This is a genomic window from Verrucomicrobiia bacterium, from assembly GCA_036268055.1.
In the GTDB taxonomy this organism is placed as follows: Bacteria; Verrucomicrobiota; Verrucomicrobiia; order Limisphaerales; family Pedosphaeraceae; genus DATAUW01.
This window is the reverse complement of record DATAUW010000021.1, coordinates 1-25948: the sequence shown is the minus strand read 5'-3', so window position 1 is coordinate 25948 and position 25948 is coordinate 1. Positions and strand designations below refer to the sequence as shown.

Here is a 25948-nt window from a genome sequence, read left to right as displayed (position 1 = left end):
TCAACTTCGTTCACCGCCCCACAACCAGAATATCCAGCATCGCTGGTCCGTTGAAACGACCGCGGCGCGCACCGGGATTATCACCGGGAGCCGTCTCGGCGGCGCGAACCTGCGGCGGCACGGAAGCTTGTTGAGCGGCAGTGTCAGCGGGCGAAGGCGTTTGCGGACGCTCCAGCGTGATCAAAACGATTTGATTATTTTTTTCGTCCAGCGTGCAGGTCTTCGCGCGCGGTTTGGTCTGCACAGTTTGTTCAACCTTGAAACTCGTCGGACTGTTTTCCTTGATGATGGTCAACGTACCGTCGCCTTGCGAACTGAAGGCCTCCATCGTGTTCGGATTGAAACCGCCGCCATCCGTGCCTTTGCCGATCGGCAGCGTGTCGAGGATGACGCCGTGTTCCGCATTTAAAATGACACACACCGCCGGTTCGTGGCAGAAGGCAAAGAGAATATTATTTTTGCTGTCGAGGCCAAGGCCACCCGGACCGCCGCCTTTGCCACCGAGATCATAATGCGCGGTGACCTTGAGCGTGTTCACATCCACCACGGCGATGCTGTCCTTGTTTTCGAGATCCACATAAAGATGCCCGCGCCCGTCACTCGCGCCCTGTTCCGGCGAACCGCCCAAATCTATCGTGCCCACGATGGAACCATCCTTCGCGTCAATCACCGTCGCATTGGGCTGGCTGTGGCTTAGGACATAAATGCGCTGCGTCAAAGGCTCATACTCAATTCCATCCGGCCGCCCTTTCACGTCAATCTTCTTGATCGTCTCCAGGGTCTTGCTGTCCCACATCACCACGGGACTGCTGCTGCTGAAACCGTGATGCGACTTCGGATCCACCGCGACGCCGTGCGCGCTTTTCGTGTCGTGAATGACGCCCGCGGATTTCAACGTGTCGAGATCGAACACCAACGTCTCGCCGCCGCGCGGGACATAAATACGCCGCTGATCATTGTCGGCATAAACATAATCCACACCGCCGACTCCCATCATCTGGGCGGAATTGACGATTTTGTATGGACGCGCCTCGGCATTTTCCTGCGCCATCGCATGCGATCCAGAGAGGGCCACAGCGGCCAGGACGGTAAAAAAGGTGTGCGTTTTAAATGAGTTCATAGCGGTCGAATAATTTTTATTTTCGATGCTCATTTTTGAAAGCATCGGCGTGAGTTTTGACCATATAGGCATTGGCTAAAACGAATGTCACGATTAATCGCGCTTATGAACTTTTTTTAATTTATCAGGCGTGAGAAAGGCTAATGTTTCGTCATCGAACTTGCAAAGTTGCGAGACATGGCCGCCGAAATTTTGCTATACTAACGCCCGCAAAATTGAACAATGGCGCAAAGTCATTTTAATTTCATGATTCATTCAACCGCCATCATTCATCCACAAGCGAAATTGGATTCCACCGTGCGCGTCGGCCCTTACGCCGTGATTGACGCGGGAGTGGAACTCGGAGCGGGATGCGTCGTCGGGCCGCATGTTTATCTGACCGGGTTAAGCAGCATCGGCGAACAAAATCATTTTCATGCCGGTTGCGTCATCGGCGATGCGCCGCAGGATTTGAAATATCGCGACGAACCCACGCGCCTGCGCATCGGCGGGCACAATGTCTTTCGCGAACACGTCACCGTGCATCGCTCCAACAAAATTACCGAAGACACGATCATCGGTTCCAACTGCCTGCTGATGGCCCACAGCCACGTCGGCCACAATTCCCATCTCGGCGATCACGTCATCCTCGCGAACGGCGCCTTGCTGGGCGGACACGTGACGATTGGCGACCGCGCCTTTCTCTCCGGTAATTGTCTCGCGCATCAATTCGTCCGCATCGGAACCCTTGCCTTGATGCAAGGTGGTTCGGCCATCAGCAAAGACCTCCCGCCCTACACCATCGCGCGCGGCGATAATGGAATTTGCGGTTTGAATATCATTGGCCTGCGCCGCGCCGGGCTCACCGCAGGGGAACGACTCGAGTTGAAGCGCGCGTATCGCCACCTGTTTTGCAGCGGACAAAAATTGCGCGATGCTCTGGCACAAGCACAAAAAGAATTCACCGGCGCGCCGACAAAAATCCTCATGGACTTCGTCGCCGGAACAAAACGCGGCCTCTGCGCCGACGTCCGAAACGCGCCCGGCGCCAGTGACGAGGAGGAATGACCAATAACGGCACTTTGGATACCCTTGATAATGAGCCGGTTGAAACAAGTGGCTCGCCCGCATTTCAACGTGCAATAAAATGAACGCCCGCCCACTTTAAAGAGTCGAAGATAAACGAAAATGCGCTTTGACGGAAAAATGAATTTAGCCTACGATTCCCGCTTGCGAATGTACTTGGCGGGTTTAAATCTGAAAGCTGGTTTGAAATTGGCGGTCATCACCGTTGCCGCTTGCATTTCCCTGTCGGCACTCGCGGGCGAACATGGCGAAGCGATTCAATTTTCCGATCCCGACGTAACATCTGCTGCTTCAAATTCGACTTCCAGTTTGAGCGCCGCCCTGGAACGCATGAATCCGACTCCCAGCGGTTTTCGGCAAGTGCAGGAAAATATTTTCGGGCCGCTGAAAAATGGTTTTCGTCCCGACTCCATGCAAGGCGTCCTCTCCCTTCCCCTGCCCCCGCAAACTCAACCGGAGCCCACCGACCGGCGCACTCGCGAAAAAATGGACCGCAAACGGAATTGGGCGTTTACTGATTTGTCCGATTTATATCCCGACACTTCCGAGGCGGGCGTGGAGGAAGCATTGGGTGTGGAAACTTACGATACCGACAGCACATCAAAGAGGAATCTTTCGGTGGTCGAGAAATACTACGAGAACCTCAACCAGAAAAACGTGGAGAAACAGAACCGGCTCAATACCGAAATGGCCATCCTGGGCACGGGCCAAAAAGATCCCTTCAGCGGATCAAGCTCAGGCTCTTTTAGTCCGGTGACGGAAGCGTTTCCTGATGGCGTCAACCGTCCGGATGCGGACCGGGATGTTTTCATGCCCACTTTGCCCGGCGGCGGTTCGGAAAAAAACACCTCCCTGTTCGGCGTCCGAAATGTTTCGCCGAAGGAAGTTCAGACCGCGCTTCAGGCCCAAAGAAATCTTGAGGATTTCAAACGATTGCTCGACCCAAGTCTCCCCGCTCCCAAGCTGCCGCACATCGCCGGTTCGGGAATGGAGTTGCAGGATTTCACGCGCCCTCCAAGCCTGTCTTCAAGCACCGGCGATACTCTTTACAAAGAGGCCATGAAGGACACGGGTGAATCTCATCGAAGCGCTTTGTATCCCACCTTGGGACTCATTGATCCGACCACGACAGCACTGCATTCCCACGTGTTTGATGATCCCACCGCTACCGCGCTGGGCATGCCTAATCCGATCAAGGCCGTGGCCGCTCCCAAGCCCGCGGAGACCATCAGGCAAATGCTCGATCCCTTCGGTGCCAGTGTCTTGAAGCCGAAATTCTGACGGCTGATTTTTCGGACGCCTCACCAGCGCATCACCACCACCGCCGCGCCCGCGGGCCAAGTCGTCTTCGCCGGCACATCCAGCAAGCCGTTCGCCGCCGCCAGCGAACTTAAAACGTGCGAGCCTTGCATTCCTGCGCCGCGAACTTTTCCCTGCCCATCCACGGTCACGCGCATGAAATGTCGGCGGTCGGCGGGATTGACAATGGCCTCCGCCAAAATGCCATGATGAATCGGCAAGCCCACGGAGGACGCGCCTTGCCAGCGCAGCAACGCCGGCCTCACGAGCAATAAAAAAGTGACGAACGCGGACACGGGATTGCCCGGCAGCCCGAACAAAAATTTTCCCCCGCGCCGTCCAAAAACAAATGGCTTTCCCGGACGCATCGCGATTTTCCAGAACTCCAAAATACCGCCTGCTTCTTCAAAGGCGCTTTTGACAAAGTCCATTTCACCAACGGACACGCCGCCAGAAGTCACCACCAGGTCGCACTCGGCAAAAGCCGTTTCAAAAGCGCGCCGGGTTTCGCCGGGAGAATCTGGCACGAGCGGAAATATTTTTGGCGTTCCTCCCGCGTCGCTTATCAGCGTGGCCAGCGTCAGGCGATTGCTCTCGTGGATTTTTCCCGGAACAAGTGGCTGACCTGCCGTGAGAAGTTCAGAACCCGTGGCCAGCAGGCCGATGATGGGTCGGCGTCCCGCGCAAATTTCGGTCACCCCCGCCGCGGCGAGCAAGCTGATGTGGCCCGCGGAAACTTCCGTTCGTTCCGCGGCCAGCAGCGCGCCGGCCTTCACATCTTCACCGCGAAACCGGACGTTTTCCCAGGGCCGCGGCGCATCGAGAAAAAATATCGTTTCGGGCGATGCCGCATCCGTGTGCGTGTCTTCCTGCATCACGACAGCGTCGGCCCCGCGCGGCATCGCTGACCCCGTGAACAATCGCACGCAGGTTCCCGTGACGACTTCGCCATCAAACATTTCTCCAGCAGCGGCGCGACCGATCAATCTCAAGGCGATTGGCGAATCCACTTGGAGTGCGCGCAAATCTTCGGCGCGCACGGCGTAACCATCCATCGCCGAATTATCGAATGGCGGCAGATCGTGTGGCGAATAAATTGGCTCAGCCAGAATGCGGCGATGCGCCTCCTCCAGCGGCACGCGTTCCGGTTGCGGCGGGGGCATCAAACTGAGTATGCGTTCGCGGGCGGCTTCCAATTCGAGCATGAGATTATTTTGAATCGTGAAATGGGAAAGTCGAGCGTGATTGGGCGGCAACATTTTAGGAAAACGAAAGGCGCGTGATTTGACATTGCCCCGTTCGGAAGGAGACTAACTATGCGTGATAACACGTCATGTATGAAAGCTACACTCATTCTATTAAGCGTGTTGACCGCCGGAACACTGGCGGCACAACCTCAAAAACCCGTTGATCATAACTTAAAGACCGATACTTCAGCGGCCAGCAAGGACATTGTGATCTTCAACCGCCCCGCTGCCGCAGGTTCTGCGGCCGGGCATAAAGTTGTTTATAGCGGCGCGTTCGTGCAGTTCGCGCACGCAAAACAGCCGTTGCAGATGCTCAATCCTTTCGCGCCCGCTGAGTATGGCGATGGCCATCAAAACCTCGACCGCGATATCATCACGGGCAAGGTTACGGGCTTTAAATTGATCTCAGTGGATTTTTGAAGTGCGCGAAGCCTGTTCAAGTGAACAACTCAGGCGGCGCAACTTGAATCCTGTCCGCGAACGCGGCGGGAATGTTGGCGGCGGAAAATTTTCCGTCCGCTTGCCGGATGACGCATACCACAGTGATGGTCCCGCGCGCCACTTGCTCCCGAATTTCGCCTTTTATTTTCCAGAAATTAAAAACGTAGCTTAGCGATTTTGATTTCTTCGCGCTGACGAGTAGTTGGATTTCCACTTCATCCTCGAAGCGCAAGGGCTGGCGATATTCACATTCTGCTTTCACGCGCGGCCAGCCAACCGGCGGATCGAATTGATTCATCACCACCGAGTAACCGAGCGATCGGATAAAGCCGTGCTCCGCCGTTTCCATGTAGCGGAAAAAATTGGAGTAATGGACGATCCCCGCCATGTCCGTCTCGGAAAATTCCACGCGACGGAGGACTTTGAATTCATACGCCATGCGGCAAACTTAATTTCTCGCCCGCTGATTGGCGATGGAAAACTTACTTCGCCCCGCCGGCGCCGCGTTTGAGGCCGAGGTTCTGTTCGTAAGTGCCGAGTTGCACGCCGGCACGAGTGGTCGTGCGTTTCATTTCCAATTTCAAATGATCTATCCGGCGGCGCGCAGTTTCCGCTGCAGCAACGCTGGGATAGCCATCCACGATTCGCTGCAAGGTGGCGCGCACCGCCTCCTCGCCCGCGCCTTCCTTCACTTGCAGGTCAGCCATGATATTCAGCCAGCCCACCACCTGCCTCGCGACGGCGCTGGGTTGCTGGATCATTTGCTCAAGCTGGTCCACCGCGAGGTCGAGCCGGTGATAATGTTCCGCATAAAGCACCGCCAATTTTTCACGCGCGTGAGTATCCAGCGGATGCTGCTCAAGGTGCGCCACATATTCCGCCGCGATCTTTTCCTGGTCCACTTCCGGCGCTTTCAGGCGTCCGTCCTCGCCGCGATGCAGGCCGAGATATTTCACACCCTTTTTCACTTCGAGTTTTTGTCGGTCGTGCGATGCCAGCAGCATGTCCGAATCGGCAAGGTGCGCGATCTTTTGCGCCGCGTTCAATGCGAGTTCCGAATTGGGATACAACTGCTGGATTTTTTCGAGCTTCTGTCGCGCGGTCTCGCGGTCTTTGGTGATGCCGAGATGCCAATCCGCCAGGCGATTGAGAGCGAAGGCGATGTTCAACGGCGTGTGTTCGGGCTGGTTGCAAATGCGCTCCACCGTCACGTCCGCGCCGGGCAGGTCGTTCAAATTTTCCGCCTGCAATTCCGCAAGTAACATCTGCGCCTCGAAGTTCGTCGGAAATTTGGCGAGCTGCGCGCGGATTTCGGCAAGCGCTTCAAAATATTTTCCCTTGAGACGCTTGGCGTTGAAGACTGAGAAAAAGGGTTTGGCTTCAATTTCCTGGTTGCCGCCGTCGTAAAGGTTGCCGAACAAATTGCCAATGAAACCCGTCACCGCTGGCACCCAGAGCCCGGCAAGAAGCCATCCGATCGCGACCAGGAAAAACAAGCCCGCAATCATTACCTGGCTGAGACCGTGCTGGAACAACGGAAGTATTTTAAAATAAACGATCGCCAATAACGGGAGCGAAATCGCGAGACGCACAGCCACCGCTTTGGGGTCGCGCAACCGGCGAGCCCACATGACAATGAAGACAAGAATAACGCCAACGGACAAAACTTGCAGCGTCACTTCGCCGATTTTTTGAAAACTCCAATTCATGTGCGACTCCGAAAAGACTATCGCCCGTTCAAAGATGAACTGCAAGAAGAATGTTTACAGATGTAATCGTTTGTGGAAGTTTTCAGTTTCAAGTTTCAAGTTTTCAGCCTGAAAAGACAAAAAGCTGCTTCGAGAACCTTAAAATATGAGTCCGCGTCAGTTTCCGAACTGAAAAATTGAAACTTAAAACTGAAAACTTTTTCTCACTACTTTTTCATAAACCCCTGCACCTCCAGCCAATCATTGAACCGTTCGATCCAATGATCGCTCGGCAGATGCTGGACGCCCATGCCGAAGCCGTGTCCGCCTTTGGAATATAAATGCAACTCGGCGGTTTTTTCGGCGGCGATCCAGTCCTGATAAATCTGGACGCTTTGCGGTGCGAGCCCGAGCGGATCGTCCGATGCCGCCACGATGAACGCGGGCGGCGCGTCACTCGGCACACCCGAACCTTTGATGGCCATGCTGTAAGCGGGATAAATCGGCGCGACAAAATTTGGGCGCGTCTCGGCCGTGTGATTCATCGCCACGGAAACCGCCACGGTCCCACCCGCGGAAAACCCGATGATGCCGATGCGCTCGGGATTGATGCCAAACTCGGATGCGTGTTTGCGCACGTAACCGATCGCCGCATTGCCGTCGGCCACGGCGAGTTTGACCACCGGCGCCGCGACTTCTTCCAACGGCCCGCGCGTCATGATTTCCTTGGTCGGATCATCGGTTTTGCATTCGACGAGGCGATATTTCAGCACAAAACCCGTCACACCCTTTTCATTCAGCCAGCGCGCGACGTCATAGCCTTCGCGGTCAATCGAGAGTGCAAAAAATCCACCGCCGGGACAAATGACCACGGCAGTGCCGTTTGCCTTGCCGGCGGCGGGTTGGAAAACCGTGAGCGTAGGATTGGCAACATTAAAGACAATGCGCGTCTTCCAATAATTGGAATTATTTTCCTGCTCGGTTTGCTTCCAGTTTTCGGAACCCGGCGCGGGACCGTCATAAAGCCGGACGACGCGTTCCTCAGCCGCGGCGCGCAGACATAGAAGTGAAAGAATACCGGCGAAAATGATGCGCGTTGGATTCATGCGCGAATCTTGCGGCGCGGCAAAGCCGTGTCAACGCGAAACTATTTTTCAATCACCTTCGGCTTCAAACAATCCAGCGTCTATGTACTGGCCACCCGTATTCTGGTGGCAATGGATCGCGAGAAGATTGCGGCCGTTGCGCAACGCGTCCCCGGCTTTGGAGAGCGGCAGTTCAACATAGCCCGATGTCCAATGCGGCTCGTGCGCGATCTCCACACCGTTCAGATAAACTTCCACATCTTCATCGTGATGAATCCGCAGAATCAACGAGCCAAGTTTTGAATCTCTTATAGAATTTGCGTAATCGAATTCGCGCCGCAACCAAATATCGCCCGTGCGCCATTCGGAGCGCACGATCGCGCCCGGCGTTCCCTGCGTGCCGAATCCACCCGATGAAATTTTCCAGGGCGAATCATCGAACGCGGCATTTTCCCAGCCGCTGGCCGGCGATTGAATGGTGTAACGCCACAGCACCGGCTCATGCTCCGAAGTTTGGGCAATGACTTTGACTTCGCGCGGCGCGGGGTTCACCTGGCTTAAATCCAATTTATAGATCAAGCCGGAATCGTATCCGGCGATATATAATTCACCTGCCGAATCCTGCCCGAACGCAGCGAACCGCGACGGCGACCGCCCAATCTCCACCACACTGGTCAATGTGCGATCAGTCTGCGTCAGCGCCCAGATGCGTTGCGTTTGGAAATCTCCGCAGATATATCGTCCCGCCATCAGCGGCGCTTGCTCACCGTGATAGACATAGCCACCGGTGATGCTCACGCCCTTGTGATGAGAATAAGAAAATACGGGCGGAATATACTTTTCACCCGGCTGGCGAAAACTGTCCGAGTAAGGAGTCACGCCTTCGTAAACATTCCAGCCGTGATTTTCGCCCGCGCGCGGCATCGTCACCTCTTCAAAGCTGTCCTGCCCCACGTCGCCCACCCATAAATCTCCGGTCACTGAATCGAAAGTAAAACGCCACGGCTCGCGAAATCCATACGCCCAAATTTCCGGCCGCACGTTCGCGCGCCCGACGAAGGGATTGTCTTTGGGGATCGCATAGTTCCGGCCATTCTCCTGATGCTCCACGTCAATGCGCAATATTTTGCCGAGCAACAAACTTAAATCCTGCGCGTGGCCCTGCGGATCGCGTTGCGGTCCCGTGTCTCCCATTCCAAGATACAAGTATCCGTCCGGCCCAAACGCGATACACCCGCCATTGTGGTCCTGGGTAACGCCCTCAATGGCGAGCACCTCGCGCGGAGGAACGCCCGCATCGCCGGAAAAATCAGGGCGAAATTGGCGCTCCATCAGCACCGTCACGATCCGGTCATTTCTTAAAACCTGATACTTCAAATAATATTTATGGTTCTCGGAGAAATGCGGATGAAACGCGAGCCCCAGTAATCCCGTCGCGCCGCCAAACCGGACTTCACTGCTTAAATCCAAAAGACTCGACTGCTCATCCCCTTGTGCCGTTCGTGTGATGAGCCAGCTTTTGCCGGCATGTTCGAGCACGACAAACCGGTTCGTAAATCCCGGCACTTCTCCGAACCAAACCGGCAATTTGAAATGCACATCCGCAGAAAAAAACGGCTTCAGTTCCACGTCATGCTTCGCCTGCGGAATGATTTCCGGCATCGCGGGAGATTGAACTTGTCCCGACACCCGCATGTGCAGCGATTCGAGAAAAGCAACCAGATCGGAAAATTCCTGCGGCTTCAGCGTCGCCACCAAACCTTCCGGCATCAGCGAAACCGGACTCGTGCGTTCGCCCTTGATGTCGCCGGTGGCGATGCGTTCCGTCTTGCCTTCCATGCCCATTAATTCGACCCAGTTATTCTCCGCCTGTTTGAGAATTCCCTGGTGCTCTTCCCCATCTTTGGTCGTGATGATCGAAGTGCCGTAGCCCACCGCGATCGTCGAGGACGGTTCAAGGATGGATCGGATCAACTCGCGCCTGGGAAATTTATCACCGATCGCCGACAAATCCGGCCCGGCCAACTTGCCCGTGCCGTCAATCGTGTGACACTTGATACAGAGCACGCGGTTGCCGTCCAAAAAAATCCGGCGGCCATTGTCGGCGTTGCCAGTATTGGCCATCGCAAAATCCGCCAACGCCTTCGGATCAGGCGCTTGATGGTTTTGCGCCCAACCGGCCGATACGGAGACAATAAAAATAAACGACGCCAACCCGGAAACTATTTTCATGCAAAAGAACCTGTACATTAAGTCAATTTAGCCGAAATGATTTCATCCATTCAATGACTCAACCTCGAACGACCCTATTCATAATAAAATAGGCCGAATAATCTGACGGCTGCATTTTCAGTGCAGCCAAAGAATCTGCAAGTTGTTCTGTTCCCATTTAACTCAGATACATTAGAAATGGCATTAAGTAACCGTAAGATTCCTCTCATTTAGCCACGTTTAATTGGGGAAAATGCAGACGCTTGGGGTAATAAGTTGAAGGACGCCCCACTGTCTGCTATGGTTGGAGATGCACCGAAGTTTTTTTGAGCGGCTGGGCAGGCTGCGTCGGTTTCTGGCTGCCCGTCCGCAGGGCATTATAAGAAATATAGGGTCAGGCAATTTTCGAGGTGGTTTTTTCGCCACATTGATTTTGATCACCATCGGCTCGCTGGCATCACCATCCCCATCCAGCGCGGCGCAACCCCAAACGCAGGCTCTCAGACAGCGCCATGTGCCGCCCATCACCAAAAAGCTCACGCCGCTTCACCGGCTTGACGGCGGCCGGCATCTCGACCTGACCATCGGTTTGCCATTGCGCAATCACGATCAACTCACCAATTTGCTTCAAGAACTTTACGACCCATCCAGCGCCAGCTTCCGCCACTATTTAAGCGCGGATGAATTTGCCACGTCGTTCGGCCCCAGCCAGCAGGATTATCAGGCGATCGTGGATTTCGCAAAAGCTCACGGCTTGACCGTCAAAAGAACCCACGCCAACCGCACGCTTGTGGATGTGAGCGGCTCGGTCGCGGACATTGAGAAGGCCTTTCACATCCACATGCAGGTGTATCAACATCCGATGGAGTCGCGCTCATTTTTTGCTCCCGATGTAGAACCGACGGTGGATATCGCCACGCCTATCCTCGGGATCAGCGGACTGGACAATTACGTGACTCCGCGCGCGCAAATCCATCCGGTGAGAACTGCGATACAACCACTCGCCACTCCCTTGGGTGGTGGCGCGGGCGGCGGCGGTGGTGGAGGCGGTGGAACGGGCAGCGGTGGAAGTTATATCGGTTACGATTTTCGCACGGCTTACGTTCCTGATCTTTTGCAGGACGGCACGGGACAATCCATCGGCTTGTTTGAACTGACCGGATACGACCCGGACGATATTTCCGATTACGAAAGCGAAGCCGGTTTGAACGCGGTACCGTTGCAAAATGTTTTGATTGATAATTTCGATGGCGATGACACCAACCTGGATTATTCGATCGAAGCCACTGCGGACATCGAAATGGCTATTTCGATGGCGCCGGGATTGGACAGCGTTCTGGTTTACGAAGGCCCAACGCCCTTGTATGACGCCCCCGACGGAACCAACGCCATTCAATATGAATATACCACCGCGCAGATTAACGACGTGCTCAATCGCATGGCCACGGACGATCTCGCCCATCAATTAAGCTGCTCCTACCAGATGGACATTAATCTTTCGACGGTGCAAATTTTCGAGCAGTTCGCCGCGCAAGGCCAAAGCTTTTTTCAAGCCAGCGGAGATTTTGGAGCGTTTCCCGGCGCGATTGATGAACCGTCGGATGATCCTTACATTACGGTAGTGGGAGGGACCACGCTGACGACATCCCGTTCTACGGGCGCATGGAGTTCCGAGGTAGTGTGGCTCACGCCGGCTTCCGAAGATCCTCTTTTCGGAAATATGCCCGAGGAAGCTTCCGGTGGTGGCGTCAGTCTTGTTTACCCGATCCCGGTTTGGCAACAAGGCATCAGCATGACGGCCAACCAAGGCTCAACGACCATGCGCAATTTGCCGGACGTCGCTCTCGTTGCCAATAACGTGGACGTCGTTTGGGGCAACGATTTTATTTTTGAATCGTTTGATTTGCCGGAAGCGGGCACGAGCGTGGCGGCTCCGCTGTGGGCGGGTTTCATGGCCATGGTGAATCAGCAGGCGGCGGCCACCGGCCACCCGCCGATTGGCTTCGTCAACCCGGCGCTCTATGCCATCGCAAAAAGCTCCAGCTATTCGTCCTGCTTTCACGACATCATCAAGGGAAATAATTTCAGCGCCAATAACCCCAGCAAATACAGCGCGACCACGGGCTACGACCTGTGCACCGGTCTCGGCACGATCAGCGAAAATTTACTGCAAGCCCTTTTGAATCCGCCCGCGGAAAAACTGGTCGTGACACCGCCGTTTGGTTTTACCTCCATCGGACCGGGCGGCGGACCGTTCTCCGTAACGACTCAAACCTACACCCTGACCAATATCGGCACGGCGCCATTGAATTGGAGTCTGGCCAATACCTCTCGCTGGCTCACGGCTTCCGCCACGTCCGGCACGCTGAATCCCGGCGGAGTTACGATCGTCACGGTCAGCATTAATTCGGCAGCGAATAGTTTTTTGATCACGCGTCAAAGCGGAAATATCTCGATCAACAATTTGACCGACGGCACGACCCAAAACCGGCAATTTGATTTATACGTCGGCAATGGCGGCTTTGAAACCGGCGACCTCACCGATTGGAATTATGCTGGCGACACCAATCTGATTTTTGCCCTGGCATCCGACGACGTGGACGTGGCCGGCACGAATGCGTTGGATGGTGAAGCCGATATTCTATTCGTGCATTCGGGAATTTATGGCGCGTATCTCGGCGAGTATCCCGATGAAGGCTCGCTCTCGCAAACCGTGGTCACCACCGCTGGCCAATCATACGTAGTCTCTTTTTGGCTGACCTGCGTTCCTTATCAGGGAGAAACCACGCCAAACGATTTCACCGCGAAGTGGAACGGCTCGACGCTCTTTGCGCAAACGAATCTCGACGCCTTCGGCTGGACCAACCTGCAATTCGCCGTTCCCGCCACGACCTCAAGAACGACGCTCGAATATGATTTCAGTAATGTTCCCGGTGCGTTTGGATTGGATGACATCACCGTGGAACCAATTCCTCCCCCGATGTTTCAATCCGTCGCCATGACGCCGGGCAACATCACGCTCACTTGGCGCGGCATCGCGAACGCCTCTTATCAAATCCAGTCGGTTGCCAGCTTGGGCAGTTTGAATTGGACGAATGTCTCCATTCCCATCACCGCCAGCAATAATAATATGATGAGCGCATCTGAGCCGATCGGAACCGCATCGCAACAATTTTATCGAGTCGTCCTGATGCCGCCCCAATAAATTGTCTTCTCGCAAAACGCAACTTTTGACGTGCCGGACTACGATTTTCTCACACTTGGTAAAACCGATCGCCTTGACATTTTGCGCAATCACCGCTAAGTAACAGCCATTCCGAGTCCAGTTTCTCGTTTGGAGCGCACTTCGCGCCAGGGCATTCTCGCCCTGCCAGTGCGCATGCGTAACTGGGTTGGCCAGCGATTCGGAGATGTATTGGAATCGTTCTGCTGTGAAGGAAGACCCGTAGTATCCTTCACCACTTTTACTCGAATCAACTACTATATGAAATATCGCGTACATTGCGTACTCCTCTCGCTGGCTTTTTCTTTCATTGCACTCACATCTTCCTGGGCGCAACCGCTCACCGTCACCACGATTGCCGGACAATATGGAAATTCCGCATACGTCAACGGCACTGGCACCAGCGCGTCGTTCCTGGGTTATCCCGACCTGTTGTCTGCCGACCTCTCGGGAAACTTTTACATACTCGAAGGGGACAGCGTACGCAAAGTCGGCACGAACCTTTCCGTCTCCGCATTCGCAGGCAAGCCGTTAACAGGCGGACATTCTGATTTGGCGGGCACTAATGCATTGTTCGATCTTGAGCCCACGACTTTTGGAGACATCGCCGTGGACACGGCCGGCACGGTTTACGTCGCCGAATCCGGCGGCAACTATGACGTCCGAAAAATTTCAAACGGAATCGTCACGACCGTCGCCGGACAATTTGATAATCTGGGTCACATGGATGGCATCGGCACAGCCGCCGAGTTTTTTGACCCTCACGCCATCGCGGTGGATGCCACCGGCAATCTGTATGTTGCCGACGGCGATAATTATCCTGCCGGGCCGCGCATCCGAAAAATCACCCCGGCCGGCGTTGTGACCACTTTTGCCGGAAGCGGCGTATTTGGGACCAGTGATGGCCACGGCACGAATGCCCAGTTCCGTTATGCGAACGGTCTCGCCGTGGACCGCAGCGGAACGGTTTATGTGGCGGACGGTTGGGGAATACGCCTCATATCGCCTTCCGGAGAAGTGAGCACCTGGGTAGGCAATCCGAATATTTTTAAAGAGCAGGATGGCTTGCGAACCAACGCGGGCTTCGGCGGCACTTCGGCCATGAAGATTGCGCTGGATGGCACGGGCGGCGCGTACGTCACCGATGGCGATACCATCCGCTACGTCTCCTCGATGGGTGTGGTATCCACTGTTGCCGGACTCGCGGGACATTTTTCCACAGCTTCCGATGATGGCGTCGGTTCCAGCGCGCGCTTTTCCAATGCACTCGGCATCGGCGTGGACGCGTCACGCAATGTTTACGTTTCTGACGCGGGAGCAGATATCGTCCTCCGTTGCGTGCCGCCGGCTTTGACTCCGATCGGTTCGTTTGAATACTCGACCGGCGGCTCACCCGTGCAATCCAGCAACCCTTGGCATTTTACAGCGACCTACACCAATACCGTTTCGGATTTGCGCCTTCGCGTTCAATCCACCACCAACAACGCCAGCGAAGGCAGTTGGGCTGACCTGCCCGGAAATTCTTCGATGACCGACAGCGATGGAGTTTGGACGCTTAACACCACGGACATTCCGACGGGAACGCGTTACTTCCGCGTTGTGGCTTCGGCGCCGGGTTATTTTGATAGCAAGTCCGCAGGGGTCGGCCCCGAAACCGTAACGCAGGGCATCGAACCCTTTGGCCAATTCACCTGGGAAACGGCCGTTCCATTCCGCTATAATTCGCTTTGGGTATTCACCATTGTCGAACCATCGGCGATTGCGGGATTGAACCTGCGCGTCCAGTCCAGCAGGACGCCGGACGATATAGCCAGTTGGAGCGACCTCCCGGGCGGAGCGCAAATGACCAACCACTCATGGACACTCGTCACAACCAACGTGCCCGGAGGAAACATTTCTTTCCGCGTGGTCGCTTCGGCGCAAAATTATTTCGACCACATTTCCAGCCCGATCGGGCCATTCAATATCGCTCCGCCGCTGCCACCCATTAATGAATCGTCCGCGTCCGGCGGCGGAACTTACTCGCTCGAATCGGTTCCAGATATGATGGATTCGGCGGAAGTCACGTATGATGCCACCGTCCTTGACGCAAGCATAGCTCTCGTCTTTTCCGGCAACGTCCAGCAATTCGTTGCGACCCTGACAATGGCTGCCCAACAATATGCCCGGGCGGAATTGACCGTTGGTATCGGCCAAATAATGACGATTCCCGCCATCAACGCCGGCCCCAACACGACCGTGCTTCTCAAAGGCGCCATTGATGGCGATGTTGCCATCGGAAGCTCTATCGTAGCGCAAGGCGGCGGAAATATTGTCGCCCAGGGAGGTGGAAATATTGTTGCGCAAGGCGGTGGAAATTTTGCTTCAGACGATATCAGCATGAGTCAGATTGTAGCACAAGGGGGCGGGAACATCGTAGCTCAGGGCGGTGGTAATATCGTTGCCCAGGGAGGCGGGAACATCGTCGCGCAAGGCGGCGGAAATATTGTGGCCCAAGGCGGTGGTAACATCGAAGTGAATGGCGGTGGAAATTCGGCCAACTCGGAAACGATCTATTTTCCTTCGGATAGCACAAGTGCATTCGCAGCGCTGGTTCATCCGCAACGCACAAAAATTTCAGTCCCGTCGCCATTGTCGCCCGGCGCGCCCGCATTCACGAAACAAATGGTCATCAACGGCAACTATAACCAATACGCCGGAACCTTGTTCATCGGCATCGCCGGGCCGGACACGCTCGTTGACGGCTCGCAACAATACGATCAACTCGCCGTCTCCGGCACGGCCAATCTCGTTGGCGGCACGATCGCCGTCGGCTTATTCAATCCCAACGATCAGACCAATCAAGCGGGTATTTTTCAACCAGCAGTAGGCGCTACCTTTGATGTGCTGGTGGCCAGCAACATCCTTGTGGATACGATTAAATTGCAGGGTAATATTTGGGGCGATGGCCTGTTCTTCTCCGGCCAGGTCGTGACGCGTCCCGATGGATTACAGGCGGTGCGTCTGACCGCCGTCCACGTTCCTCCGCGCCTTTTCCTCTCCAACTCCGGCGCTAACTCTGCGCTGATCTACGCCACTAATTACACTGGTTATGCCGTGCAAAGCTCACCATCGCTTTTGTCACCGAACTGGGCAACTTTTTCAACCGGTACCAACGCCATCTCCATCAGCCCCACGAACTCCAGCCAGTTCTTTCGCCTAAGCAAACCCTAGAAAAGCATCTTTGCTTATATCCGCCGGAAACTCGCGCACCTCGCGAGCGCGGCGTAGACACTTGAAACGTCTTACTTCTTCGGCTTCGCCGACGATGCCGCGGTGTTCTATTTTTTCTTTTGGTTCGCCGCGCTGGTTTTCATCGCGTTCTGTGAGGATTTTTTCTGATTTGCTTTGGGGATTTATCGCCCATAATTTTTTCTTTCGCTGAGTGTTGATACCGCTCTCGGTATGTTCGTTTCCCCGCAAGCGTCACGCAAGGTAGGCGCATCCAAATCCCTTTTGGCACGGCGCTGGGAATTTTCACGCTGATGGTTTTATCCCGCAATTCCGTTCGCGATAATTTTCCGGACTGAGTCCGCGCCGGACGAATTGCAAACGCTCCGAGTCAAATTCAACCGCGCTCGACGATCTCTTTATTATATTGCGTGACGACGCCGCAGCTTCTCATCGCGAGAATAATGTAATACGGCACGTCCACCTGCCACCACACCAGTCCGCTGCGCGCGAGCCGTGGATGGTCATGATGATTCTCGTGCCATTCACCGGCAATGATTCCGTAGATGACTTGGTTCACCGGCGCGCCTTCCTTGTCCGTGCCAAACATGCTCGCGTGCCCGCGATAATTGAAATCCCGGACCACGAAAGCGAATAGAAAATTTCCCGCGATAAACGCCAGCACTCCCGGCACACCCGCTACGGCGTAACCAATCGCCGACCAGAATATATTCGCGACCAGCACGCGCGCAAAATAGCACCCGACATTTTCCACCGAACCAGTGCGCTGGAATTGCGCGTAGGAATTTTTGATGAGCCCGATATGCCCCAGGCTGCTGGCCAAACGATCATATTCCGCGCTGGTGATGTTGCGGTTCATCTTCTGCTGGGTTTCCGTGGCCAGATAACTGCCAAGCCAGCCGAGGTGCGGCCCATACGGATCGCCCGGTTCATCGGACTTCGAGTGATGCACGCGGTGGGGAATCACATAACTCTCCTCGCGAAACGAAATCGGATTCGTCCACAAAAACAGCCGCGCAAACCATACGCTCCGAAAACGAAATGCCTGATGTGAACAATAACGATGATACCACACGGTGTTATAAACCGTGCCGATGAAAGACCCGATCAACGCCACGCTCACTACCGCGAGAATGGAAAAATAATGCACTAGGAAATAAACGAATACCGCGAACGTCGCGAAGTGATACAAAAGATAAAACGCCGGCAGCAATCGCGTCGAATCCTTCCAGAAACTGACGGCATCAAACCACTCCACGATGACTTCCTTCGTCGTCGGGCGTTTGGGCGAGGGGCCGACATGGCCATAAGTCGGCTTGACCAGCCACGCGAGTTTGGCCGGTTGAGTCGGTTCGTTGGGTGAGAGGCTACGGTTCATGCTTTTGTAATCTCAACTGACAGGCTGGCATTACCCCTCTCGAATGAAAAGGAAAAATCCGCTGACAGCGTGTCAGTCAAAGTGGAAGTGCGAGAATTGCATTTCGCAAAACACCTTGCCGAAGTATCCTGCTGCCGCGATGAAAACCAAAGCGAATCGCCCGCTCGTTTTGCAGCCGCGTTTGCGCGTCCGGCGTGGGGAAGATATTGCGCTCGGACCAGGCAAGATCGCGCTGCTGGAAGAATTGGAGCACACCGGTTCCATCACTCGCGCCGCCGCCTCCCTCGGCATGTCTTACATGCGCGCGTGGACGCTGATTCGCACGGTCAATCGCTGTTTCAAGGAACCGCTCGTCGTCGCGGTGCGCGGCGGCAGCAAAGGCGGCGGTGGCGCTGTCCTTACGGATGCTGGCCGCGAAGTGCTCGCCTTGTATCAATCCATGAATGCGAAATGCCTCAAGACCACTCAGCCCGAATGGCGGCGGCTGCAAAAATTTCTTCGCGAATAATCCGCCAATCGGTTGCCACCCGGTAGAAATTTACGAGCGAAGGCATCCCGCAGCGCGCCATTGAGTCTTTAAGTTTGCCAATTACTCAGTAACTGGTATAACTCCCGCGCAACTCTAATCACGGCGACTTACCGGCTGCTGATTGGAATCGCATCTAAGATATGAACTGTTCCCGCGTTTTGTTCCGCGCGTTACCTCTTGCGCCCATTTCACTGCTTCTTCTGTCATCGCCCTTCGCTTTGGCCCAACGACCATTGGGCATTGATGTCTCCAGCTTTCAAGGTTCGGCGCAAACCCCGGCGACCAATATTAATTGGCCGCAAGTGAAAAGCGCGGGCATCTCATTCGCCTGGGCCAAGGCCACCGAAGGGCTGACGGTCAACGATGCCGACTTTAGTTACAATATCGTGAACGCGCGCGGGGCCGGTGTATTGATCGGCGCTTATCATTTTGCGCATCCTGAACTGCACATCGGTACTGCCGGCGCCGATGAAGAAGCCGCGCACTTTTGGAGCGTGGTAAAAAGCTATATTACCGGCGGCGGCACTTACGTGATGCCCATGCTCGACATCGAACAGGAAGTCACCAACGCCAGCCCGCATTATACCCAGGCGACCTTGTCCGCGTGGGTTAATGAGTGGTGCCAGCAGATTGTAAATGACGGCAAGGCTATCGGTGTTGCGGTCACGCCAGTGGTTTATACTTTTGTATCGTACGCGACGGGCACGGCAAGTTACGGTCCCGGCTTTGATGCCAGCGTTACTAAATGGCCTTTGTGGATGGCACAGTATCCCACGACGCCAAACTTCACAACCGGCGCGCCCAGCAGTCTCAGTCCGTGGTCAGGCTGGGCCTTCTGGCAATACGGCTCGACCAGTCATGTCTCCGGCATCACTGGCGATTGCGATGTGGACGTGCTGAATGGCACCACCAACACTCTGCTGACGGCATTCGTCATTGGCAACGTCGCGCCCTCAAATGTCGTGGTCAATCCCGGTTCCAACGCGACGTTTAGAGTCACGGCGGGGGGAACTTCGCTGACTTATCAATGGCAGTCCAATCAGGTCAACATTCCGGGAGCGACGGGCACGAGTTATACAGTAACTAACACGCAACTTGCTTACGCCGGACCTTACTCTGTAGTTGTAAAAAAGTCGGACGCGCCGTTCTTCACGGCAACGGCATCTCTCGGAGTTTCAGCACCGCTCACCAATGCCACCGGGGCGATTCTCGCGCCCACGACGATGGCCGATTGGTTTACCGCCGATTCAAATCCCAACGATATTTTTGGCACAAACCATTTCACGCCGTTCAATAACGTGACCTACGTCTCCGGCGAGCAGGGAAAGGCCTTTCATTTCGACGGCAACGCGACCTTTTTAAGCAATAGCGTGTTGAGCTTGCCCGTGCCGTGGACGTTCAGCGTATGGGTGAATCGCCAAAATGCTCCGAGCACGGGCGCGGCGATCACCGGCGATGGAACGAATGAAATCAAGCTCGAGCAATACAACGGAACGCGCCAGGTGGGTTACACCCAGTTCGGCAATAACGATTTCCCCTATAATTATATTGTCCCACTCAACACCTGGACTCATCTGGCTTTCGTGGGCACAAGCGGTGGCGTATCGCTCTATGCAAATGGCACACTGGAAGGAACGATCACGGGTTCGTTTCCGCTCCCGCTCGGTTATATCGGCGCGGGTTGGGTGGCCAGCTCCGGCAAGTTCGTGGATTACATGCTCGGCAGCCTCGACGAAATGCTCGTTTTCAAACGCGCGCTGAGTGCGGCAGAAATTCATTCAATCTATCTCGCCGGAAGCGCCGGATTGGTGCGTGCCCCGGAAATTGTCAGCGCTCCGGCGTTCAACGAAGGAGAATTTAAGATCGCGCTTGCAGGACAAACGGGAAAAACTTTCACGGTTCACGCTTCGACAAATCTCGCAACGTGGCAATTCCTCGGCACGATTCCAAATCCAACGGGAACGAATGTTTTCACGGACATTTCGGCCACGAATGCCCAGACTTTCTATCGCATTTCGCAGCCTTGATTGGAGTTTTCTTGCGCGCATTTACTGTGGCTGTTAGCGTCCGTCCGTCAATCGTCTCATCCCAAAATTTATGAATTCATCCTCGGATACATCCATTGGACGGCGCGATTTCATCAAACAAGTTAGCACGGCGGCCGCGGCGACGGCAGTTTTGTCCCCGGCGATGTCCGCGCTGGCGGAAGATGTGGCGTCTGTCATGGTCGCGCTCGTTGGCGGCGCGCACATCCACACGCCGACCTATGTGAATATTCTCAAGAGCCGCAAGGATGTGAAGGTGAAATACGTTTGGGATCACGACGCGGCTCGCGCGGCGCATTGGGGAACCGAACTCGGCTGTCCCACGGTGGATGACCTCACGAAAATTTGGTCGGACGCGGAAATCAAAGGCGTGGTCATCTGCTCGGAGACGGACCGCCACAAAGACCTCGTTCTCGCCGCCGCCGCCGCGGGCAAAAACATGTTCGTCGAAAAACCGCTGGGCTTCACCTCGACCGACAGCTACGCCATGGCTTCGGCGATTGAAAAAGCGAAGCTGATTTTCACGACTGGTTATTTCCTGCGAGCGGATCCAGTGCTACTTTTTCTCAAGGACCAAGTCGCCAAAAAAAGCTTCGGCAAGATCACACGGGTGCGCGGCTCCAACTGCCACAGCGGCTCGCTCAACCATTGGTTCGATACGGATTATCGCTGGATGGCCGACCCGAAGATCGCGGGCGTCGGCGCGTTCGGAGATTTGGGAACGCACTCGCTGGATATTTTGATGTGGATGTTCGGCGACGTCGAATCCATCACGGCGGACATCAAAGTGGTCACCGGCAATTATGGCGATTGCGATGAATCTGGCGAAAGCTTAATTAAATTTAAGAACGGCATCACCGGCACGCTCGCGGCCGGCTGGGTGGACATCGCCAACCCAGTGACCCTCATGATTAGTGGCACGGAAGGTTTCGCGTATGTGGACCAGGGACGCTTGATTTTCGCGAGCAGCAACGTGCCTGGCGCCGATGGCCGCGCGCCCTGGAAAGATCTGCCCCCCGCTTCGCCACCGCCGATGGTTCAATATCTCGACACGCTGCTCGGCAAAACCGGGCAGCCGCTGGTAACCCCCGCCGAAGCCGCCGCGCGCGTGAGCGTGATGGAAGCCGCTTATAAAGGAGCGAAGACCGGCGCGTGGGCAACTCCCGCGTAAGCTAGTTCTATTGTATCCGTAGAATAGTAAGCGTGACGCCCGGATAATTTTCTCCGGCGAAGGTTCCCGACGCGATGTAAGCAAAAGTTCCGGTCGCATTAGAGGCTATTTGCAGGGAGACGGTCTGCCCGGCAATCACGGCCACGAGAAAACTCTTTGTCAAAATTCCCTCGCCGAACGCTGGTGGAATATTAATGAACGATTCGCTGCCAGTAATTTCAGTGGCGGAATTCAATAATGCTCGCGCGCCAAAAGCGATATTGACTCCCGAAGCGGTTGATTGGCCATTTTGCACCTCAATCTGATATTGCACTAGGTAGATGCCATTCTGTTGCGCGGTAAAAACTCCCGTACTCGAAAAACCCCAGCCCGTATTTCCTAATTGCGTGCTGGTGGTGATGTTCTGGAATGTATTCGCGGTGCCAATTTCTTGCACGCTGCTGTCCGTGACGTATAAATAATTCGTCTGTAAAAGCGTCGTCAATCCGAACCCGTTGCCGACAAAAATATTCGTGGCATTGATGAAAGTCACCGCATTGGAAAACGCGCCCGCCACTGCCGACGCCGGCAACGCGCCACTTAATTGCGTCGCGGGCAGCGTGCCCAGCAGATTGCTCGCGCTGTTCGCCATGATCGCATAAGGCGCGGGCGTGATCATCTGCCGCGGCGTCAAAATCATGAACGCACCGGTCGAACCATTCGTGCGCACCCCGATTTCCAGCCAACAGCTCGCGCCGTTAAAAACATTGCCGAAACTCAGCGCCGTCGTGAACAAACCGTTCGAGACGATGATGTCTGAATTGGTGACGAGTGAAGTAACGAGATTTCCCGTCGCCACGTTCGTGTAGAGGCCGAATTGAAAATCAAAATTCCCCGCGGCAGACGCGCCGTTGGAATTCAAATGGCCTTGATAGGTGAAACTCGTCCCCTGCCCGCGAGCTGATGGCAGATGGGTCAGCAAAATGAGACTGGCGATGACTGCGAAGATTCGAGCTTTCATATATTGAGGGATGGCGTGATTGCCGTTCCAACTTTTGCACTCTAAACCACGATGAGCATCAGAACAACTTGAAAACTGTTCGCGCTCCGATTGTAACCAAACTGAAACGCAATTCTAATTAGCACTTTCGTTGGCTGCACTCTCGCGCACCAGAATGCGCATGATACTGTCACCGTGCTTGAGAAGTTTGGGTTCGTGCCAAATGCCGGGAATCTCCAGCGTGTCGCGCTTGGTGTGGCCGAGCACGAACGTGCCGCCGGGTTTCAGGACTTCCGCGAGGTTCGGATCGTCGAGCAACTTTTGCGCGAGCGAACGCGAACGGTGGCCGACATTTTTATCCCCATATGGCGGATCGGCGAGGATGAGGTCGAATTGCGTTTTGTGCGCGGCCAGTTGCGCCAGCGCGACGAACACATCCTGCACGCGCACCTCGAGACTGCCAACCGGAAGCGATGCCGCCATTAAATTGTGTCGAATCGCCTGCGCGTGGCGTTGCGCCTTCTCGATGCACATCGCAAACGCCGCGCCGCGACTCAAACTCTCCAGGCTCAACGCCCCCGTGCCTGCAAACAACTCCAGCACGCGCGCACTGACGATGCGTTCCCCAAGGCTGTTGAACACGGCCTGCTTGACCATGTCCGGCGTCGGCCGCACGGCCAAACCCTTTGGCACTTTCAAGTGCCGGCCCGAAGCTTGTCCGCCGGTGATGCGCATGAGTCAGCGATTTGAACCACGGGGATGCGAAAAGATTTCGCTCGCCGCAACTCCGATCAAGCGGTGACCACCTCAGGATTAATGAGCCAGTCGTAGCCTTTTTTCTCAAGTTCGAGCGCGAGTTCCTTGCCGCCCGTGCGCACGATGCGCCCGTTGTAAAGCACATGCACGAAATCCGGCACAATGTAATCAAGCAAACGCTGGTAATGTGTGATGACCAACTGCGCCGCATCCGCCCGTCGCAATTTATTCACGCCACCTGCGACGATTTTGAGCGCGTCAATGTCCAGGCCCGAATCCGTCTCATCGAGGATCGCCAGCTTGGGTTCCAGCACCGCCATCTGGAAAATTTCGTTGCGCTTTTTTTCGCCGCCGGAAAAACCTTCGTTCACCGGACGTTTCAACAAATCCTCCGGCAGTTCGAGCAACTTCATCTTCTGCTTCACGAGTGCAAGAAATTCCATCGCGTCCAATTCCTGCTCGCCCTTGTGCTTGCGAATTTCATTCAACGCGGCCTTGAGAAAGTAAGTGCTGTTCACGCCGGGAATCTCCACCGGATATTGGAATGCAAGAAACACGCCTTCGCGCGCGCGCTCCTCGGGATCGAGTTCCAGCAAGTCGAGCCCGTTATAAATAACTTGCCCTTCAGTGACATCATAACCATCGCGGCCCGCGAGAATCGCCGCCAGCGTGCTTTTGCCGCTGCCATTCGGCCCCATGATCGCGTGAACTTCGCCGGGATTAATCGTCAGATCAATCCCCTTGAGGATTTGTTTATTCTCCACGCCCGCGTGAAGATTCTTAATTTCGAGTAAGTGTTTCATCAGTTAAATAATAATTATCTTAAATCCGGTTCCGATCTGGCCCCATGCCAAACACGCAATATATGAACCAATTTGCGCCTGTCTGATATTTCATAAAAAATTCTGTAATGGCGGAAAACAATTTCTCGAATGGCACCGCTGGAACGGCGGGGATAAGCGGGGCCGATGAACGGAAAAGTTTCCAATATTTTTACATGATCAAGAATTCCCCGCCCGATCCTTTCAGCGGCTGGTTTGCTATCAAGCGCAATGTATTCACAAATATCTTTAATGTCCGCGATTGCCGAATCGGTCCAGATTACTTTGAAATCCATGTCTCAAAAAGCTTTTCGACCTGCGCATGAGATTTCGTCCGCCCGGCCTTCACATCCGCTTTGCCTTTTTTTATTGCCGCCAAAATTTGCAATTCCTCGGCGATCTCTTCGATAGACGCATCTTCCGGGAGTTTACTAATCGCGGTAATCGCAGCCTGTTTATCTTTCATGCGGTTAATCCGTGTTTATTCCGTGTTCCATCCGTGGCTAAAAAAAATCAGCCCACACTCCCCTCCAGACTCACGCCCAGAAGCTTCTGCGCCTCAACCGCAAATTCCATCGGCAATTCCCGAAAGACTTCCTTGCAGAAGCCATTCACGATCATGCTGACGGCGTCTTCGAGGCTGATGCCGCGGGTTTTGCAGTAGAACAATTGGTCTTCGCCGATTTTGCTCGTCGATGCTTCGTGCTCGACCCGGCTCGTGGTGTTTTTCACTTCGATATAGGGCTCGGTGTGGGCGCCGCAGAGATCGCCGAGGAGTAGGGAATCGCACTGGGTGTAATTGCGGGAGTTGGTCGCGTTTTTCATGATCTTCACGAGGCCACGATAGGTGTTCTGGCCGTGGCCGGCGGAGATGCCTTTGGAGACGATGGTGCTGCGGGTGTTTTTGCCGATGTGGATCATCTTGGTGCCGGTGTCGGCTTGCTGAAAATGGTTGGTGAGGGCGACGGAGTAGAATTCGCCGACGGCGTTGTCGCCTTGGAGGATGACGCTGGGGTATTTCCAGGTGATGGCGGAGCCGGTTTCGACCTGGGTCCAGGTGATTTTGGAATTGACGCCCTGGCATTTTCCGCGCTTGGTGACGAAATTGTAGATGCCGCCTTTGCCGTTCTTGTCGCCGGGGTACCAGTTTTGGACGGTCGAGTATTTGATCTGGGCGTTATCGAGGGCGACTAATTCCACGACCGCGGCGTGCAGTTGATTTTCATCGCGCATCGGAGCGGTACAGCCTTCGAGATAACTCACATAAGAATCCGCGTCGGCGATGATGAGCGTGCGCTCGAACTGCCCGGTGTTGGCGGCGTTAATGCGGAAATAGGTGCTCAACTCCATCGGGCAGCGCACGCCCTTGGGGATGTAGACGAAAGAGCCATCGGTGAAGACGGCGCTGTTGAGCGTGGCGTAGAAATTATCGCTGTAGGGAACGACGGAGCCGAGGTATTTTTTCACCAGATCGGGATGCTCGCGGACGGCTTCGGTGATGGAGCAGAAGATGATGCCTTTTTCGGCAAGCGTCTTCTGGAAAGTCGTGACGACGGAAACCGAATCGAAGACGGCATCGACGGCAATTTTGGGTTGCTCGACACCGAGCAGGGCGGCACGCTCGTTGATCGGCACGCCGAGCTTTTCGTAAATCGCGAG

General features: G+C 55.0%; 22 protein-coding genes. 8 read left to right on the top strand and 14 right to left on the bottom strand.

Translation table 11 applies throughout. The features are described from left to right. Positions 1 to 10: 10 nt before the first annotated feature. Positions 11 to 1120, bottom strand: coding sequence for a hypothetical protein (locus tag VH413_14555; protein HEX3799912.1), 1110 nt, complete (start codon positions 1118 to 1120; stop codon positions 11 to 13). Between the two features lie 246 nt (positions 1121 to 1366). On the opposite strand from VH413_14555, the gene lpxA reads away from it, so the two are divergent. Continuing rightward, positions 1367 to 2167: an acyl-ACP--UDP-N-acetylglucosamine O-acyltransferase gene (gene lpxA, locus VH413_14550; protein ID HEX3799911.1), complete on the top strand. Its 801-nt coding sequence runs from the start codon at positions 1367 to 1369 to the stop codon at positions 2165 to 2167. A gap of 138 nt (positions 2168 to 2305) precedes the next feature. Further along, complete coding sequence (locus VH413_14545) at positions 2306 to 3466, top strand: hypothetical protein (protein HEX3799910.1); 1161 nt, start codon at positions 2306 to 2308, stop codon at positions 3464 to 3466. A gap of 20 nt (positions 3467 to 3486) precedes the next feature. Here the strand turns inward: VH413_14545 and glp are convergent, their stop codons facing one another. Then, positions 3487 to 4689: a gephyrin-like molybdotransferase Glp gene (gene glp, locus VH413_14540; GenBank protein ID HEX3799909.1), complete on the bottom strand. Its 1203-nt coding sequence runs from the start codon at positions 4687 to 4689 to the stop codon at positions 3487 to 3489. Positions 4690 to 4821: 132 nt separating this feature from the next. Between glp and VH413_14535 the strand changes: the two genes are divergently transcribed. Beyond that, the gene (locus VH413_14535) at positions 4822 to 5151 is read left to right on the top strand and encodes a hypothetical protein (protein ID HEX3799908.1); all 330 of its coding nucleotides are present in this window, start codon (positions 4822 to 4824) and stop codon (positions 5149 to 5151) included. Between the two features lie 16 nt (positions 5152 to 5167). On the opposite strand, the gene VH413_14530 is transcribed toward VH413_14535, so the two are convergent. The 4 genes from VH413_14530 to VH413_14515 all read right to left on the bottom strand — a co-directional run bounded on the left by VH413_14530 (position 5168) and on the right by VH413_14515 (position 10177). After that, on the bottom strand, positions 5168 to 5611 hold the full coding sequence (locus VH413_14530; protein ID HEX3799907.1) for a thioesterase family protein: 444 nt from the start codon (positions 5609 to 5611) through the stop codon (positions 5168 to 5170). Between the two features lie 43 nt (positions 5612 to 5654). Beyond that, positions 5655 to 6881: a tetratricopeptide repeat protein gene (locus VH413_14525; GenBank protein ID HEX3799906.1), complete on the bottom strand. Its 1227-nt coding sequence runs from the start codon at positions 6879 to 6881 to the stop codon at positions 5655 to 5657. A 206-nt stretch (positions 6882 to 7087) separates the two neighbouring features. Then, positions 7088 to 7966 carry an alpha/beta hydrolase gene (locus VH413_14520; GenBank protein ID HEX3799905.1) on the bottom strand — a complete coding sequence of 293 codons (879 nt, stop codon included), beginning with the start codon at positions 7964 to 7966 and terminating at the stop codon, positions 7088 to 7090. A 48-nt stretch (positions 7967 to 8014) separates the two neighbouring features. Continuing rightward, positions 8015 to 10177 carry a PQQ-dependent sugar dehydrogenase gene (locus tag VH413_14515; GenBank protein ID HEX3799904.1) on the bottom strand — a complete coding sequence of 721 codons (2163 nt, stop codon included), beginning with the start codon at positions 10175 to 10177 and terminating at the stop codon, positions 8015 to 8017. Positions 10178 to 10589: 412 nt separating this feature from the next. On the opposite strand from VH413_14515, the gene VH413_14510 reads away from it, so the two are divergent. Both VH413_14510 and VH413_14505 read left to right on the top strand, forming a co-directional pair. Next, entirely contained in the window at positions 10590 to 13361 is a 2772-nt protein-coding gene (locus tag VH413_14510; GenBank protein ID HEX3799903.1) for a protease pro-enzyme activation domain-containing protein, read from the top strand. A 279-nt stretch (positions 13362 to 13640) separates the two neighbouring features. After that, positions 13641 to 16592 carry a hypothetical protein gene (locus VH413_14505; protein ID HEX3799902.1) on the top strand — a complete coding sequence of 984 codons (2952 nt, stop codon included), beginning with the start codon at positions 13641 to 13643 and terminating at the stop codon, positions 16590 to 16592. Here VH413_14505 and VH413_14500 read toward each other — a convergent pair. After that, the gene (locus VH413_14500) at positions 16578 to 16841 is read right to left on the bottom strand and encodes a hypothetical protein (GenBank protein ID HEX3799901.1); all 264 of its coding nucleotides are present in this window, start codon (positions 16839 to 16841) and stop codon (positions 16578 to 16580) included. The two genes, VH413_14505 and VH413_14500, sit on opposite strands and share 15 nt — an antisense overlap. Before the next feature lie 145 nt (positions 16842 to 16986). Next, positions 16987 to 17988, bottom strand: a complete 1002-nt coding sequence (locus VH413_14495) for a fatty acid desaturase (protein HEX3799900.1) — start codon at positions 17986 to 17988, stop codon at positions 16987 to 16989. 139 nt (positions 17989 to 18127) lie between these two features. Here VH413_14495 and VH413_14490 point away from each other — a divergent pair, with 139 nt between their 5' ends. The 3 genes from VH413_14490 to VH413_14480 all read left to right on the top strand — a co-directional run bounded on the left by VH413_14490 (position 18128) and on the right by VH413_14480 (position 21733). Beyond that, a complete protein-coding gene (locus VH413_14490; protein HEX3799899.1) occupies positions 18128 to 18496 on the top strand; it encodes a LysR family transcriptional regulator in 369 nt (122 codons plus the stop codon). Between the two features lie 239 nt (positions 18497 to 18735). Further along, the gene (locus tag VH413_14485) at positions 18736 to 20544 is read left to right on the top strand and encodes a GH25 family lysozyme (GenBank protein ID HEX3799898.1); all 1809 of its coding nucleotides are present in this window, start codon (positions 18736 to 18738) and stop codon (positions 20542 to 20544) included. 70 nt (positions 20545 to 20614) lie between these two features. Further along, positions 20615 to 21733: a Gfo/Idh/MocA family oxidoreductase gene (locus VH413_14480; protein HEX3799897.1), complete on the top strand. Its 1119-nt coding sequence runs from the start codon at positions 20615 to 20617 to the stop codon at positions 21731 to 21733. 7 nt (positions 21734 to 21740) lie between these two features. Here VH413_14480 and VH413_14475 read toward each other — a convergent pair whose 3' ends face one another. The 6 genes from VH413_14475 to sufB form a co-directional block, all read right to left on the bottom strand. Further along, positions 21741 to 22733 carry a hypothetical protein gene (locus VH413_14475; protein HEX3799896.1) on the bottom strand — a complete coding sequence of 331 codons (993 nt, stop codon included), beginning with the start codon at positions 22731 to 22733 and terminating at the stop codon, positions 21741 to 21743. Between the two features lie 114 nt (positions 22734 to 22847). Beyond that, complete coding sequence (locus VH413_14470; GenBank protein ID HEX3799895.1) at positions 22848 to 23447, bottom strand: RsmD family RNA methyltransferase; 600 nt, start codon at positions 23445 to 23447, stop codon at positions 22848 to 22850. Positions 23448 to 23503: 56 nt separating this feature from the next. Beyond that, positions 23504 to 24271 carry a Fe-S cluster assembly ATPase SufC gene (sufC, locus tag VH413_14465; protein ID HEX3799894.1) on the bottom strand — a complete coding sequence of 256 codons (768 nt, stop codon included), beginning with the start codon at positions 24269 to 24271 and terminating at the stop codon, positions 23504 to 23506. Positions 24272 to 24285: 14 nt separating this feature from the next. Beyond that, on the bottom strand, positions 24286 to 24585 hold the full coding sequence (locus VH413_14460) for a type II toxin-antitoxin system RelE/ParE family toxin (protein ID HEX3799893.1): 300 nt from the start codon (positions 24583 to 24585) through the stop codon (positions 24286 to 24288). After that, positions 24570 to 24755: a hypothetical protein gene (locus tag VH413_14455; protein ID HEX3799892.1), complete on the bottom strand. Its 186-nt coding sequence runs from the start codon at positions 24753 to 24755 to the stop codon at positions 24570 to 24572. The genes VH413_14460 and VH413_14455 overlap by 16 nt, the downstream gene beginning before the upstream one ends. A gap of 47 nt (positions 24756 to 24802) precedes the next feature. Next, a partial coding sequence (sufB, locus tag VH413_14450) for a Fe-S cluster assembly protein SufB (GenBank protein HEX3799891.1) occupies positions 24803 to 25948 on the bottom strand: 1146 nt, incomplete at its 5' end.